Source organism: Paenibacillus sp. UNC499MF, assembly GCF_900107975.1.
Classification (GTDB): Bacteria; Bacillota; Bacilli; order Paenibacillales; family NBRC-103111; genus Paenibacillus_F.
This window is the reverse complement of sequence record NZ_FNVF01000011.1, coordinates 48,522-63,126: the sequence shown is the minus strand read 5'-3', so window position 1 is coordinate 63,126 and position 14,605 is coordinate 48,522. Positions and strand designations below refer to the sequence as shown.

14 protein-coding genes are annotated in these 14,605 nt (G+C 49.2%); 6 read left to right on the top strand and 8 right to left on the bottom strand.

The window, feature by feature from the left end; translation table 11 throughout:
- The first annotated feature begins 166 nt into the window (after window positions 1-166).
- Together C4S74_RS19785 and C4S74_RS19780 are read left to right on the top strand one after the other, a co-directional pair.
- The gene (locus C4S74_RS19785; protein WP_103997003.1) at window positions 167-1,498 is read left to right on the top strand and encodes a YafY family protein; all 1,332 of its coding nucleotides are present in this window, start codon (window positions 167-169) and stop codon (window positions 1,496-1,498) included.
- On the top strand, window positions 1,473-2,354 hold the full coding sequence (locus C4S74_RS19780) for a WYL domain-containing protein (protein WP_103997002.1): 882 nt from the start codon (window positions 1,473-1,475) through the stop codon (window positions 2,352-2,354). Before C4S74_RS19785 ends, C4S74_RS19780 begins: the two co-directional genes overlap by 26 nt.
- A gap of 26 nt (window positions 2,355-2,380) precedes the next feature.
- Here the strand turns inward: C4S74_RS19780 and C4S74_RS19775 are convergent, their stop codons facing one another.
- The 3 genes from C4S74_RS19775 to C4S74_RS19765 are packed head-to-tail and all read right to left on the bottom strand — an operon-like array spanning window position 2,381 to window position 5,632.
- The gene (locus tag C4S74_RS19775; protein ID WP_146065514.1) at window positions 2,381-2,650 is read right to left on the bottom strand and encodes a hypothetical protein; all 270 of its coding nucleotides are present in this window, start codon (window positions 2,648-2,650) and stop codon (window positions 2,381-2,383) included.
- Window positions 2,651-2,675: 25 nt separating this feature from the next.
- Window positions 2,676-3,311 carry a response regulator transcription factor gene (locus tag C4S74_RS19770; RefSeq protein WP_103997000.1) on the bottom strand — a complete coding sequence of 212 codons (636 nt, stop codon included), beginning with the start codon at window positions 3,309-3,311 and terminating at the stop codon, window positions 2,676-2,678.
- A complete protein-coding gene (locus tag C4S74_RS19765; protein ID WP_219819068.1) occupies window positions 3,308-5,632 on the bottom strand; it encodes an ATP-binding protein in 2,325 nt (774 codons plus the stop codon). The genes C4S74_RS19770 and C4S74_RS19765 overlap by 4 nt, the downstream gene beginning before the upstream one ends.
- A gap of 652 nt (window positions 5,633-6,284) precedes the next feature.
- Here C4S74_RS19765 and C4S74_RS19760 point away from each other — a divergent pair.
- A complete protein-coding gene (locus C4S74_RS19760; protein WP_103996998.1) occupies window positions 6,285-7,016 on the top strand; it encodes a bifunctional 2-polyprenyl-6-hydroxyphenol methylase/3-demethylubiquinol 3-O-methyltransferase UbiG in 732 nt (243 codons plus the stop codon).
- Between the two features lie 102 nt (window positions 7,017-7,118).
- Here the strand turns inward: C4S74_RS19760 and C4S74_RS19755 are convergent, their stop codons facing one another.
- The 4 genes from C4S74_RS19755 to C4S74_RS19740 form a co-directional block, all read right to left on the bottom strand.
- A complete protein-coding gene (locus C4S74_RS19755) occupies window positions 7,119-8,258 on the bottom strand; it encodes a glycoside hydrolase family 18 protein (protein ID WP_103996997.1) in 1,140 nt (379 codons plus the stop codon).
- A 2-nt stretch (window positions 8,259-8,260) separates the two neighbouring features.
- Window positions 8,261-9,364, bottom strand: a complete 1,104-nt coding sequence (locus C4S74_RS19750) for an acyltransferase (protein WP_103996996.1) — start codon at window positions 9,362-9,364, stop codon at window positions 8,261-8,263.
- A 15-nt stretch (window positions 9,365-9,379) separates the two neighbouring features.
- Window positions 9,380-10,759 (bottom strand): glycosyltransferase, encoded by a 1,380-nt coding sequence (locus C4S74_RS19745; RefSeq protein WP_103996995.1) that lies wholly within the window; start codon window positions 10,757-10,759, stop codon window positions 9,380-9,382.
- Between the two features lie 394 nt (window positions 10,760-11,153).
- Window positions 11,154-11,471, bottom strand: coding sequence for a hypothetical protein (locus tag C4S74_RS19740; protein ID WP_258042551.1), 318 nt, complete (start codon window positions 11,469-11,471; stop codon window positions 11,154-11,156).
- Window positions 11,472-11,652: 181 nt separating this feature from the next.
- On the opposite strand from C4S74_RS19740, the gene C4S74_RS19735 reads away from it, so the two are divergent.
- The 3 genes from C4S74_RS19735 (at window position 11,653) to C4S74_RS19725 (ending at window position 13,800) form a co-directional block, all read left to right on the top strand.
- The gene (locus tag C4S74_RS19735) at window positions 11,653-12,243 is read left to right on the top strand and encodes a DUF1989 domain-containing protein (RefSeq protein ID WP_103996994.1); all 591 of its coding nucleotides are present in this window, start codon (window positions 11,653-11,655) and stop codon (window positions 12,241-12,243) included.
- An 82-nt stretch (window positions 12,244-12,325) separates the two neighbouring features.
- Window positions 12,326-12,952: a LysE family transporter gene (locus tag C4S74_RS19730; RefSeq protein ID WP_103996993.1), complete on the top strand. Its 627-nt coding sequence runs from the start codon at window positions 12,326-12,328 to the stop codon at window positions 12,950-12,952.
- A 95-nt stretch (window positions 12,953-13,047) separates the two neighbouring features.
- A complete protein-coding gene (locus C4S74_RS19725; protein WP_103996992.1) occupies window positions 13,048-13,800 on the top strand; it encodes a YqcI/YcgG family protein in 753 nt (250 codons plus the stop codon).
- 64 nt (window positions 13,801-13,864) lie between these two features.
- On the opposite strand, the gene C4S74_RS19720 is transcribed toward C4S74_RS19725, so the two are convergent.
- Window positions 13,865-14,521 (bottom strand): spore coat protein, encoded by a 657-nt coding sequence (locus C4S74_RS19720; protein ID WP_103996991.1) that lies wholly within the window; start codon window positions 14,519-14,521, stop codon window positions 13,865-13,867.
- Window positions 14,522-14,605: the final 84 nt, after the last annotated feature.

Below are 14,605 nucleotides of genomic sequence, written 5' to 3'. Positions count from 1 at the left end.
TCTTCTCCCTGCCTGATTCTTTGTACCTTCATTATCGCTCATACGGCGGCAGCGGAACATGGCGAAAGTATTACGACGCCGGAGAAAGTTTTCCGTTCCCCCCGTCTCCCGCCTTTGATACAATGAAAAGATGACAGAATTTAGGGCATAGAAACGGGGGAAGACCATGGCCCGCGAAAGCTTCGATAAAGAAATCCAATTCCTTCGCCTGCTTGTTCTGACAAGCGGCGCCTACAGCCGGCAGCAGTTTGCCGAACGGCTGGGCATTTCCGTACATACTTTCGATAAAACGTTACGGCGGCTGAAAGAAATAGCGAGCACCGTCTCTTATCCCCTGGCCGAAGGACAGGACCGGGAATTCGCGGAAATGCTCCGCTTCAATTACTATGAGTCCTCCGATCCTCTGCTCCTCTTCCTCTACCGGGCAAAATCGATGAAGGAGTCCGAGAGCCGGCGTCTGCCCTTCCTGCTGGCGGCCATGCAGGATCGGGACCAGGCTATGTCGGCCGGGGAACTGATCGACGCATGCTGCGGAGGAATGCCGGGCGACGTTCCTCTCCCCGACGAGAAAACGATCCGCTCCGACCTCAAATATTTGGAGGAAGTCGGCGTGATCCGCAAGGAAGGCGGAAGTCGTCCTTACCGGTACCGCCTGCACAACGATCTGATCCGGCGCTTGAGCCCGGAGGAGCTTCTGGATCTGTACGATTTCGCCGACGTGATGGCCAATACCCGGCTTCCTTCCGTGCAGGGCTATCTCCTCCGGGACAGCCTCAAGAAAGCGATCCGGCAGCAGGGGCTGGAAGCGGCGATCGCCGAGCCTTTTCTATATAAATATCACTATTACTCGCGCATTCTGGACGAAGCGCATCTGTTTCCCCTCTTTCAGGCCATCCGGCAGCGGAGGAAGCTCCGGTTTCTGTATTTTTCGCCGAAGACGCACAAAAGCTATGCCTCCCGCAACACGAATCCGCTCTTTGAACGGGAGACGAACGGGAAACAGGCGCACGTGCTTCCCCTGAAGGTTGTGTATGACCATCAATACGGCAGATGGTATCTGCTTGCAAGCGACGCCCGGCAGGGAATCATGAAGTTCCGGATCGAGGGCCTCACCCAGATCGAGGAGCAGAACCCGGTTCCGGAAGAAGAGTTCCGGCGCAAGCTCGCGGAGCTGGAAGAGAAAACTCGCTACAGCTGGCTCATCGATACTTCCGAGCCCGTCAAGGTCCGGGCGCGTTTCTACAGGCCCCTGGATGCTCCGGCCGATTTTATCAAAGAGAGGGTGCTGCTCCAGGGGCAGTGGGGAACGATTACCGAAGAGAACGAGGAATCGTTCGTCTACGAAATTACGGTCAACGGATGCACCGAGATTAAGCCCTGGCTCCGCAGCTTCGGGTCCAGCTGTGAAGTGCTGGCGCCCCGTCAGCTTAGAAAGGAATTCATAGCGGAATGGAAGGAGATTCAAGCCTACTATGAACCTGTTCGAGAAAATCTTTAACTACCAGATGATTTCCCGGCTGGAGGAATCCGGTGTCGTAACGCTGACCTCCCATGAGCGCACCTGGCTAAAATCCGCTTTGAAGCATCCCGCTGCGGAAGAAGCATTTGCGGCCGAAACGCTGGTGAAGCTGCGCGGCCTTCTCGAAGAGGAGCCGGATCTGGGGACGGCTTCCCTCGTTACGGAGAAGGCCAAAAGCCCCGACAAGCAGGTGTACCATCCGCTTCTGCGCCCTCTGCGCCGCCTGATGCGGGAACGGCAGGGAATCCGGCTCAGCTACCGGATCCGGAACGGTCGCACGATGGAAAGCCAGTCGGGCATCCCTTACAAGCTGGAATACTCCATGGTGAAGAAAGAATGGTACCTGCTCTGGTACCATTTGCGAAACCGCATGTATATGGCGACCAAGCTCGGCAGCATCCTTGAGCTGGAGGCTGAGGCCCCGGCGGACGGTGTGTACGAGGAGATTACCGCCAAGCTGGATCAAAGCACCCTGCTTCGCAAAGAAAGCTCGGTCATCGAGGTCGTCCGCACGTATAACCGTGAGCTGTCGCGGATTCTGTACGCTTTCTCCTGCTTCGAGAAAGAGGTAAACTACGATGACGAGAACGATCTGTACCAGATCCGGCTGACCTATATGAGCGAAGACGCGGAGTACATTTTATCGAAAATCCGTTTTCTCGGAATGAGAGTAAAAGTCGTGGAAGGGCGGCATCTGCGGTGGCGGATGGCCGATTCGGCGGCGCGGGCGCTCGCCCGCTATGGGGATGAACCGGCGGAGCCCGGCGTCCTATCGCCCCACGAGACGACGGAACTGCACATAGAAGCGCCAAAAGCGCCGGCTCCTGGGAGCTGACGCTTTTTTTATGTGCATTTTTGCGATTATTCCTTTCGGTTACCCGTCAAGGAGCGAATCTCATCGACTACCTGCCGCTTTAGAAAAAAGCCTATTTCTCCGAAAGGGGTGCCCTTCTCAGGATGCTTTAAGTGATCGAACTCATCCAAAACGGCATCCTTCTCCAACTTATACACCGTACAGGCTTCGAACAGATCCTGCAGGCCGGCAGAGCGGCTTACTAACGGAAAGACCAGAATAGTCACCGTTTCTTTGAAATTAGGGAGAACGTAATATAAGGAATTATTTTTGGTCATATACCTATTCATATTGCGCATTCCCCTAGATACCGGTCCCTTTTTTTCGATTGTTTTGGAATACGGCGATGGCTTCCGCTTTGGAACGGACAGCCAGTTTTCGATATATGACACTCATATAGTTATCGACGGATCTTTTGCTGACAAAAAGCTTATCTGCTATCTGGCTGCTTGTTTCTCCAGAAGAGGCCAAAATCATAATTTTCTTCTCCTCTTCCGTCAATTGATCCGGATCTTTCTCCGGATCGGAAACGAGCTTCGCAATGGTTTCATGGGGCAGCACCAACTGATTATCCAATATGCATTCGACCATCCGCCTTATGACGGGGGCTTCTTTTTCTTTGGATATAATACCGTGGAGCCCTATCTCCGTTAGCGGGGCAACCAAATCAAGAACATCAAAGCCGGTTATCATCACGATTTTCATTGCCGGATGCGTCTCTTTAATCCATTTAGCAACGCTAATACCCGAACAATCCGGCAACTGATAATCTAGCATAACGAGGTTTGGGCCATATAAATTAATCATATCCATCCCTTGAACCCCATTTGTTGCGATACTGACCACTTTCAATCCCTCAATTTTTTCGATAATATGCTTGGTTGCTTCCGCCATGATGGGATGATCATCTATAATGATCACTCGAATTTCCTCATTCAAAATGCAGCTCCCTCCTTCCAGGGAATGATCGCTTGAATTTTTAGGCCATTGCCCTCACTGCTTTCCAAAGAAAATTGACCGTTCAGGGATATGATTCTGCTTTTCAATTGTTTCATCCCCATTCCCGATATTCTGCCATCCTGCCAATCTAAAATATCGATATTGAACCCCTTCCCGTCATCTTCATAGAAGAGTAAAATCTGCTTGTTATTTACACCTAACCGAATAGAGAGCAGGTTTGCCTCGGAGTGCTTTTTTGCGTTGTTAAGAAGCTCTTGGATAACGCGGAACAAATGGCGTTTTGTTTCCAGGCTTAACCGCTCGACAGTGTCGGCTTCCTCGACGCGGAATTCGACTTCAAACGATTCAAGTTTCATTTCTTGATCGATTAATTTTTGCAGAGCGACTACAATACCGGTTTCTTTAATTAAGTGCGGATGCAGTTCATAGCAGCTTTGCCGCAAGTTTGCATTAATAATATCAATGTACTCCATTATGTTTATTATTTGCGTTCTCTGCATAGGCGTTAGCTCTTCCTTCAAATTACTTAATCTTCTTTTAAGAAAGAACAAATCTTGCATTGTCGTATCATGCAGGTCGGTAGCGATACGTATGCGTTCCTTCTCCTGTAAGTCAAACAGGACTTTCCGGAACCAGATCAAGGCATCCGTCGCTTCTTCGTTCGGAATTTGGGAAGCGATTTGCTGCATCTTCATTTGCATCGTGCGAATCAAATAAACATTCTCCAGACTCACAGAAAGATGCCCGATTACGGTACGAAGCCACTGTCGATCTTCCGTACTCACATATGTATTTTCTTTCTCCTCCGTCAAAATCAGGTGACTGGTATATTCTCCATGCTTAGAAATGGGGTAAATGAAATACTCGCCGCTTCTGCATTCTTGGAATGGCTTATCCTTCGCAAGCTGCTTAACGATACGTTCATCGATTTCACCGTCGCATACTGCATCAACCTCAGTAGAAGATGCAAACACGATAGCTGCTCCGTAAACCTGCAGAACCGACACGATATCTTCCAAAACCGCCTCTTTAAATTCCCGAAAGGTCGTGATTTCACTCAATTGATCCGTAATTCGGCGAAGTGAATCCCGATGTAGACTTCTTCTTGGAAAAAAATAAGGCTCTGTTATTTTTGTGAAATATTCAAGCGAGAAGAGGAACGCCGAGCAAAACATGCATCCAAGCATAAATACAAGAATGATTTGTTGGAGGGGCAAATCAGGCAGATACGCAACCAACACACTTGTAAAAAACACGGAAGGAATGATAGACATAACGGCCATAAAAAGCAGCCGACGGACAAATAAATCAATCTCGTAAAGCTGCTTGGTCGCGATCAGGTAGGTAAGCAGTATCGGGAAGAGTAAAGCGAAGAGCCCGCTGTAGATAGGATCTACAATATACGTCATCGAAAAGACTCTGGGAACAAAATACAGGAGAGTAATAGGACCAAATGAAACTAATAGTGAAAGCATGATTGTTTTAATAATATCTGCTACGTATTTCTTATTCTTCCGTTCTTTTTGATACAGCGATAGGAGGAACACCATATTTATGATAAAGCCCGCTACAAAAACAACCATGGATGTGTTCTCCATGAATTGGAACACCCTTCTGGTTAATTCTGAAGGAACTACATAAACAAGCTGGACGAGAAAACTCAATCCAATAAAAATATACAAAATAAGTAGCAATTTAGAATTAGCATCCGTTCTTGTTTTGCCGCGCTCTCTCATAAAAACGATAAAAAAGTGATAAAACAAAACAGGGAGCAACATCACAGCGGTCAAAACCATGTTTTTTGCAAACCCGTCAGATCTTAAAGAACTTGGTAAGGACATAAATAAGATTCCTAAAGCTAAAAAAATTAGACACAAATAACGAAATGACGCCAAGGGCGGCATCTTCCAAACTAAGATGAATAAAGTAAAGAAACATAGAATTTGTCCGAAAATATTACACAGATCATAACTGGTTACATGCGAAGTCGGTGCGATTGTAAAAGTTTCATCTCCACGTATGATTTGCATCTGCTCAGCCCGCCCAACTGCATCCCATTTAACTACACTGGCAATGGAAGCGGGTGGTTTTCCGTCAACGGCAATGACTTGATCGCCGATTCTAACTCCTAAATCCCCTGATACCTGCTGTGTTTCAAAACCTGTTATCACCCACTGATGATCTTCATTTTCCTGAATATGAATTCCCACAAATGGTGAAGAAAATAAAAAGTGTGTAAACCCAACTTGAGTTCCAATTAGCAGTACAGCCAGTATACCTATAACAGATTTTGAGTACAAAATATTCCCTACTTTCGACCTAGAGAATGTGGTATATATTAAACAAACACACTTATTTATTAGGAGGTATATCAGCATGCAGCTTGTTCTCTGGTCCCCGGAACTACGAACAACTATTAGAAAAATGAAAGCAGAATCTTTGTCCGCTTCTCAACCGAATTCCCTACTGGAGCGTTTCTCCCTAGAAAGTACTAACACCGCTCAAAAAAAGCCGTCGCAACCAAAAGAGTACTGGGTCTAATTTCCTTACTTTATTCTATTTGTAAGTATATTCCTTCTCGAATTATAGCTTAAAATAGGTTTTCTTGGATACTACTCCCTTAAAATTATCGCTTCCTAAAACAAAAATTTTATGAAATAAGCGTGTACATAACAAATGCACAAAGCCGCGATTCCTGTTTCCGGGATTGGCGGCTTTTTGTATTATTTCTTTTTGATTCCTAATTACCAGATTTTATACCTATGCGTCTGTACAAGCGTATAGATAAAAGAGGTAACATTTTTTAAACGATTGTAAGCAAAGATTAAATTAAGGTATAATTTACCATAAAATACTTTTACCGATTCAATTATACGTAAACAGTTGAAAAAAAGTAGGAATTCAGCGAGAACGGCTGACATAATTTCCAGTGGAAAAGGAGTGGTGAGAACAATGAACGAAACCGTTTATAACTCGGATTTTTTTAAGTCACAGCAGGATGGGTCCAGGAAATCGGCCTGCGAGATAGTTCCTATTCTCTTGGACCTTATTAACCCGGAATCCGTCATCGACATCGGGTGCGGCACGGGTGCCTGGCTTTCCGTTTTTAAAGATCGCGGAGTCGGGGAAATCCTGGGGGTAGACGGTGATTATGTGAATGAGGACATGCTCCAAATACCGAAAGAGAATTTCAGAAAACATGATCTTGCCACGTTTTTTTCTTCCGGGAAGCAGTATGATCTGGTCGTTTCCCTGGAGGTCGGCGAACACCTGCCCCACACTTCCGCCGAGACCTATGTAAATACCCTCGTTTCTCACGGGGATGCCGTTTTATTCTCCGCGGCTATTCCTTATCAGGGGGGAAGAAATCATATTAACGAGCAGTGGCCGGGCTACTGGGCGGAGCTTTTTAACAAAAAAGGATTTGTCGCTATTGATTGTATCCGCAGTCAGGTCTGGGAAAATGCTCATGTCCAGTGGTGGTACGCACAAAACATCCTGCTTTATGTAAGAGAAGAAGCCTTGAGCCGTTATGCTTCCCTTCAAGATTACCAACCTTCGGAATCGGAACCTTTATCGCTTGTTCATCCCCGCTTATACATGCATCTGGCAAAAGATTTCTTCGGGGACGACGGCTATAAGGACGGCAATATTATCGGCCGGAAATTTACTCCACGAATATAGCCGCGGTGTCATTTGCATTGAACCCGGCTCCCCGATACAAAAAAGGCTGCCTCCTAAGAGACAGCCCGGGGCCGTACGCTTCTGAAGCGCCGTTCCCTTTTCCTACTCGTTCAAATGGTCGCCCAGGAACTTCACAAGCCCGTCGTCCGCATCCTGGGAATATTCCCAGACCATGGCGCCGCCCAGATTATGCGCCTTGATATAGGCGATTTTTTCCCGGAGCGCTTCCTTATCTTCGTACGAAATGAACGTTTTGCCGTCGTACAAATAAGCGGCTTTGGCCTTCTCGTCGAAATACCGTTTGAACCCGTTCTTGTTCATGTATTTCTCTTCGATGGTCTTGTAGCTGAGATCGGTCTTGTCGATGTCGATCGGCTTGCCGGGCGAGAACGCCCCGTCGCCGTCGCTCTTGACGTCTTCCCATCCGTACGAATACGCGGGAACTCCGAGCAGCAGCTTGGCCGGATCGATCTGGTGGCTGAGATACAGCTGCACGATGCTGTCCACGCTGTCTATGGATTTATTCTCCGCATCCTTGTACAGATTGGAGTTGAGCCCCGTCGTATCCGACCATTTGCCGGTCAGGTCGTAGCTCATGACGTTGATGTAGTCAACGTATTTTTCAACCTTTTTAACCTCGACGTTCTTGAAGTACCAGTCCTGCGTCCCCGACGCGAAGGTCAGGATATACTTCTTGTTCTTATGCGGAAGCCGGTTCAGCTTCTCTCTCAGTTCCTTCATCAGGTAGGTGAAGTTCTGCGTGTCTTCGCTGCGGGATTTCTGCGTTCCCCAGGCATCCGAGGCCGGGTATTCCCAATCGATATCGACGCCGTCCAAGCCGAGCTCTTTGACCAGGGCTACTATGTTGTCGGTAAACGTCTGGCGGTTCTCCTGCAGGCTGGCGTCGGAAAAACCGTCCGCCCCGTATCCTCCTACCGCGAGCACAAGGCTCGTTTTCGGGTTGTTTTTTTTGAGCTTTTTGATATTCTCCTTGATTTCGGCATCCGCGGCTTCGTCTTTATGGAACGCTACCTTGTACTTGTCCCCTATTTGGGCGAAAGCCAGGAACGCGATGTCGATCTTTTTCTCCTCGAAGTTGATTTCGGCCAGATTGTCCCCCGTCGGAATGACGTAGACGGAATTGATTTTATGGTCTTTGGCCTGGGTGGTGTTATAAAAGTAAAGGCCCATTCCGGAAATCAGCAGCGCGACGAACAGCTTCGTATACAGGTGTATTTTCATCGTTATCCTTTTCCTCCGAATAAGACATTCGTCACCAGTTTGTTAAGATTGAGGATTTTGACGAGGAGATAGCTGACCACAAAAACCGCGCCGAGGTTAAACAGAAGCGTGACGGTCGTCTCGACCAGGCTTCCTTCTACCTCCGTTCTCCGGGAGACCATAATTTCGATAAGCAGGTGAATCAGGTAAATGCTGAAGCTCGCTTTGGAAATGGAGCCGACGAGCCGTTTGACTTTGTCGTTGACTCTGGCGCTGATCGCGGCATCCTTTTCTTTAAAAAGAATAAAGAGACCGGCCGCCATGAAGAAAGTCGTGACGGAGTAATTGCCGTAAAACATTTCGTCCAGCACCCCGCTGTACGCGGAAGCGAAATACGTGGCCACCGGCGTGAGAAAGAAGGAGACGATTCCCAGATTGAACAGGATGTTTTTCAGCCTGAGCGATATTTCGTAATGGAACAAGTAATAGCCGAGGATAAAATAGCCGAGATACCCCATAAACAACGGAATGTTCATGATGGGCACGTACAGGCTTTCCGATGTAATCCGCAGCACGCTGTCCGTAATGAAGCGGTACGCGATGCTGACGGTAAACCAGAGCAGCAGGTAATACCTAAGCTCCTTCTCGGTGCAAGCCTTAACCAAGCGGCTGATGAGCGGCACCGTCAGGTAGATAGCGATGATCGCATAAAGAAACCACAGGTGGATATAGTTGCGGTCCAGCATGAATTTGTAAGCGAAGCTGAGCAGGAATTCCCCCGCTCCCATCGTGCTTTTCTGCAAATAATATTGGGTGAAAATGCTGTAAATGAGGGACCAGCTTACGAGCGAAACGACAAGCGGCATGATGCGCTTCAGAAAGAACGTTTTGTAGGATTTAACTTCCGACCGCAGAATCATCGCTCCGCTGATCATAAAAAAGACGGGCACCGCGAAACGCGCGGCGGAATTGAACAAGTTGCTCACCCACCAGGAGGCGGTATCGAAATCGTTCGTGCTGGTCAGCAGGGTGGCGGTAATATGTAAAATGATCACGGCGAGAATCGAAAGAATCCGCAGGAGATCGATGTAAATGATCCGGTTCGTTTTGAGCACTGCGTTGTTCATATAAGGTTTCCTCCGTTAGCTCTGGGATAGTGGGGCTGCAGCGGGTGCGGCAGGCGCGGCGGTTACGTTGCGGGAGATGGACGCGATTCCTTTTCTCTCGACATACCCCCAGCCTTCGTCGTTATCGAAATATTTGAATGTCCCCACAATGTTGATATAGAGCAGCACGTTCCGGTATGTCAGCAGTTCGAGCTGGCTGAAAATAAACATGCGGATGTAGTCTTTGAGCGTGTAGGTGCTCCCGTATTTCTTGCACAGCGCGAGCGCAATGATAATCTGAATGGCGTTAATGAGCAGGGTCGCCGACAGGATAAGCAGCGCCATCCATATGCCGTCCCCCGCTATAAGCAGCTGGAACAAATACACGAACGTCGTGAACGCCGTCAGCGTTCCCAATACAAAGCCGTCAATGGCGAAAAACAGCCGGACGCCCAGATTGAACTTGCGGGGCAGGTCCGACCAATAAATGAGGATGCAGTCGATAAAAGCTTTCTGCCAGCGGATCCGCTGTTTGTAGAAGTTCGGCATATTCTCGGGGCATTCGGTGTAACAGACGGCTTCGGGGGCGTACACGAGCTTCTTCGAAAGCCCGTTCGCTTTGAGGTATTCGTGGATTTTCAGCGTGATATCGATGTCCTCGCCGACTGTGCTCCTGAACCCGTCCACTTGGATCAGCACTTCTTTGTAAAAAGCGCCGAAAGCGCCGGAAATGACCACGATCGAGTTAAGCGCAGACTGGGTAAGCTTTCTGACATAGAATCCGTGAATATAGGAGATGATCTGACTTTTGATAAGTCCTTTGCCGGTAAATCTCTCCAGGATCCGCCCGTCCTTCCTTTCCGCGCCCTGGACAATCTTGACGGTACCGCCCAGCGCCATTACATCGGGATCGTGGAAATACTGGTTCACATACTGAAGGGAGTTCCCTTCCAGCATCGAGTCGGCATCCAGCGTAATGACGATGTCCGAAAGGGCGTAATCGATTCCGGCGTTGAGGGAGTCGGCTTTGCCGCCGTTGTGCTTATCGATGACATACATATGGGGATACTGCCGGGACCGGTAAAAGGCCCGAACCGGCTGATAAGTTAATTCCTGCATGACCTGGCGGTCGTCTTCCTGCAGATCCAGCAGCTCGTGCAGCTTCCGGAGAGTGGCGTCTTTCGACCCGTCGTTGATAATGATGATTTCATGATTCCGGTACTTCAGGCCCTCCATCGCTTCGATACAATTGCGGATCGTCAGCTCCTCGTTGTAGGCCGGCACAAGAACGGAAATCGATTTTTCCTCCAGGCCTTCCTCCAGCTTCTTTACCTTGCTGAACAGCAGCGGAATAAAGGTATACAAGAGCTGAAACGCCAGAAAAACGAGGGTCGTTACGTATAACAGTATCTGCATCTCTCTACTCCTCCTATCTTTTCTCTTTGTCTATAGGTCTCCTCCGGTTAAGGCACGCATTACAGCGTTAAAGGATTTATCCGATAATCTCCTTTCTTCTGGAAATGTAGTTCTTTTTATCTAATTTAGTCTAATCTAGTAGTAGTGTAAAACTCTTACAAGAACCGATAAAGCGAATACATCACACGTTTACTAAAAATTTCCTCCATTTTTCTCCGATTATCTAACTCTAATAGGTGAATGTTTTAGAATTTTCGCTATTTGTAAACAAAAAAAGACTCAAAAGCGCTTACTTTGAGTCTTTTAAGGTATTTATTGGATTTTTTAATATAATTATAAATAAAATTTAGTATTCTGTTCGGAAGTTCAAAAAATCTACATATATGTCAGCCCCTCAAAGCGACCATCTGATAAACAAGCCGCGGCGTGGCATCCGAACCGCCGTAGGAGCCTTCGGCCACTTTATACTGCGAGGAGCCGCTCCCGTCCAGGAAGATGCCGTCAACCGGCTAGGCGCCACGGGAATATTGTTGTTCACCGCTATCTGCAGCAGGGTCCCGTCGTAAAAATACCCGCCGTTTACTCCGTAAGCCGTCTGTCCGACCACGCTCGATGCGCCGATCGATTTGATATAAATGTTTTTGGGACTTGTTTTAATCGCGTAAAGCTTCACTTTGTTGGATGCGGTAACCGTCGAAAAGGTATAGGCCATTCAGATTCACTCCCCTTAAATATTCAGGGCGCAGCCCCTCGCTTTATAGGCGGAAAACGGGGCCTTTCTACAACCTTCAGGCCGGCTTTTCTAACCCTCCGATTGAAGACAAACGGCGAATACCTCCGCTGGGTCCAAGCCATACTAATAAAATCTTTCCATACAAAGGAGGAGGACCGATTTGTCCACACAAAAATGGCGGATACCCGCAACCGAAGGGCTCGGATTCCGGCTGCTCAAAGGCCAGACCGTGCGGATCACGGACGTGGAAGGCGAGCAGGTTGCCGATATCGCAGCCTTCCGGGCGGACGATCCCGCGGAGAAATTCGATCCGACCGTCACCATGGATGCCCTGCGCAAAATGAAAGTGGCGCCCGGCGATATTCTGTATTCCACCCGGTATACGCCGCTGCTCACCATTGTGGCCGATACCGTAGGCCAGCATGATTTTATCAACTCCGCCTGCCGGCCGGAAATGTACGAGTTCACGTATCAGAAAAAAGATCATCTGTGCTGTTACCACAATTTGAACCGGGCCATCGCCCAATTCGGCATCGAGCCTCCGGAGCAGCATTATCCGTTCAATTTGTTTATGCACACAGTGATTCAGCCGGACGGTTCCATCGAGGTTAAAAGGCCGCTCTCCAAAGCCGGCGATTATATCGACCTGCGCGCGGAAACCGACCTGCTCGTCGCGATGTCGGCTTGTCCGGCGTCGGAAAGCATCTGCAACGGTTACGTCTGCACACCGATCGATGTGGAAATTTTGTAAATTCTTCTAAGCGGGACATCCCCTGAATACAATGACTTGTACGCTTGTACCTGTCATCCATTTCTAAGGGGAGTGTTGCTTTTTGAATGCCTTCTTGACCTATATCGTGCTTGGCATATCGCTGTCCGCGCCTGTAGGACCCATCAATGCCGCCCAGCTCGAAAAGGGTGTCCGTTTCGGCTTTCTTCACGCCTGGCTCGTCGGAGTGGGCGCGATGTTTGCCGATCTTTTTTACATGCTGCTGATTTATTTCGGCGTTGCCCATTTCCTCGATACCCCCTTTATGAAAACCTTCCTCTGGCTGTTCGGCTGCTTTGTTCTTCTTTATACGGGAATCGTTACTCTTAAAAGCCTCAAGATTAGGGAAAGCAGCGAGATGCGCGAGTCTCCGTCCGAAATGAGTTCTTTCCGGTCCGGCTTTTTTATGGCGCTTACGAGTCCGCTGACCATCCTTTTCTGGCTGGGTATATACGGCTCCATCCTTGCCCAGAGCTCGCAGAGCCACAGCGCCGGCCAGGCGCTCTGGCACAGCCTCGGCATATTTGTCGGCATTATGGTCTGGGATGTCTCGATGGCTCTCATCGCAAGCTCTTTCCACAGATTCGGCAACCGTCTGATTCTTCAGATCACTTCCCTGCTCGCAGGAATCTCGCTCATCATGTTCGGACTTTATTTCGGCTATCAGGCTCTTCTGATGCTTGCGGGCTGATCCCTTGCTGCCCCGAATAACAGTGTGCCGCAGGGCATACACCCATTCCCGTCTGTCTTCATACACTGGTTTGTGTAAAGAGGGAGGGTGTGAAGATGGCAGAACTTCGCAGCAAGATCTGGATCGAGGAGCACGGGGCGGGGCTTCCGGAATGGCAGCGGACGGCGTTCGGTGAATTCGCCGCGATGATTGCCGGACCCGGCAGCGAGTATCCGTGTGTACCCGGACACAGAGGCTTCGTCTCGAACAATCTCCGGTACGGCTTTGCACCCGATCCCCGAACCGACCGGGCCGTTTCGGATACGGCTGAGCTTCTTAGCGCATATGGCGAATGTGCGCGTGAAACGGGGAGATACGCTTCGCTCGTTATCTTCTACGAGACGCCGGAGGATTTGACGAATACAGCGGACGTCCGGGAGTATGAGCTCCTTTTCTGGTCTCTTCTCAACCGGCTGCACGACAAAGATCCGGCCCCTTGGCCCGGAGATATCCCGCAGGACCCCGGGACGTCCACATGGGAATTTTGTTTCGCGGGTGAGCCTTATTTCGCTTTCTGCGCGACACCTGCGCACGGACGGCGCAGAAGCCGGCATTTTTCTTCGTTCCTCATCGCGTTCCAGCCCCGCTGGATTTTCGACGAAATCAACGAAACGACCGCGTTCGGCCGGAACATCAGCAGAATGATCCGTGAAAAACTCGCGGCCTACGACGATGTACCGGTGCATGCCTCCTTAAAATGGTACGGCCAGCCGGACAATCAGGAGTGGAAACAGTATTTCCTGCGGGACGATGAAACGTCCCCTTCGCGGTGCCCGTTTATGGCGATGAAAAATAAATTCCAAAAATGACCCCTCGTGAACAAAAAAGAAACCCGGTAAGGTTCAGAGAACCGCAGCCGGGTTTCTTATATTTTTACTGGTAGCGCGGAGCGAAATTCGCCGGAATGCCTTGATTGCCGATAGGCGATTGCGGGTAGCCCGGCGTCGGTACGAACGTGTTCAGCATGCTCTGCATATCGTTTTGCTGCAGCTGGGGCACCTGGTAGTACGCATGTTTGTTTTGATACAGGAAAATCTCATAGGCCAGTTCGACGAAATTCTGAACCTGGGAAGCAAGCACGCGGCGGACAACCGGGTTCGTAACTTCCAGAGCGGACATAGTCAGAAGTGCCGCATGCGTTTTGATCAGTCCGAGCATATGGCCGCTGATTCCCGCGTCCTTCACGTCCGCCAGAGACTGGTTCGGCTTCTTGGGCTGGCTCGGCTTGATGCCGTACTGAATGTTGGTCGGCTGCTGCATCATATACGTGGACGTCTCGTGGCTCGGCTTGCGGCCTGTCGCGAAACATTCCGCGGTGAGGTTGTACTGGGAAAGAATGAAGCTGTACTGGCGGTCAATGATGTCCAGAAGCTCCGGGTCTTTGACGAAAGTCCGGAACAGCATAAACTGGTCGAGGACGTTGATCGTGCCGGAAAGCACCTCGTGCATGTCAAAAAATTCGTGGCCGCCGTGGTTAAAGTTAGGTATTCCTTGCTGGATCTGATTGTTGAAATAATTTTGCTGCTGCATGTGAAATCCCTCCGCTAGGTTGATGGTTAACAACTTGAATAGTTTAGGTTTCGAATCGTCATTTTATGAGGGGACTTTCTCCCC

What these genes read in the sequence shown, in the direction of transcription:
- C4S74_RS19745 (WP_103996995.1), bottom strand. Translation starts at nt 10,759, where the DNA reads ATGCAGATACTGTTATACGTAACGACCCTCGTTTTTCTGGCGTTTCAG.
- C4S74_RS19750 (WP_103996996.1), bottom strand. Translation starts at nt 9,364, where the DNA reads ATGAACAACGCAGTGCTCAAAACGAACCGGATCATTTACATCGATCTC.
- C4S74_RS19740 (WP_258042551.1), bottom strand. Translation starts at nt 11,471, where the DNA reads ATGGCCTATACCTTTTCGACGGTTACCGCATCCAACAAAGTGAAGCTT.
- C4S74_RS19760 (WP_103996998.1), top strand. Translation starts at nt 6,285, where the DNA reads ATGAACGAAACCGTTTATAACTCGGATTTTTTTAAGTCACAGCAGGAT.
- C4S74_RS19780 (WP_103997002.1), top strand. Translation starts at nt 1,473, where the DNA reads ATGAACCTGTTCGAGAAAATCTTTAACTACCAGATGATTTCCCGGCTG.
- C4S74_RS19785 (WP_103997003.1), top strand. Translation starts at nt 167, where the DNA reads ATGGCCCGCGAAAGCTTCGATAAAGAAATCCAATTCCTTCGCCTGCTT.
- C4S74_RS19755 (WP_103996997.1), bottom strand. Translation starts at nt 8,258, where the DNA reads ATGAAAATACACCTGTATACGAAGCTGTTCGTCGCGCTGCTGATTTCC.
- C4S74_RS19720 (WP_103996991.1), bottom strand. Translation starts at nt 14,521, where the DNA reads ATGCAGCAGCAAAATTATTTCAACAATCAGATCCAGCAAGGAATACCT.
- C4S74_RS19775 (WP_146065514.1), bottom strand. Translation starts at nt 2,650, where the DNA reads ATGACCAAAAATAATTCCTTATATTACGTTCTCCCTAATTTCAAAGAA.
- C4S74_RS19725 (WP_103996992.1), top strand. Translation starts at nt 13,048, where the DNA reads ATGGCAGAACTTCGCAGCAAGATCTGGATCGAGGAGCACGGGGCGGGG.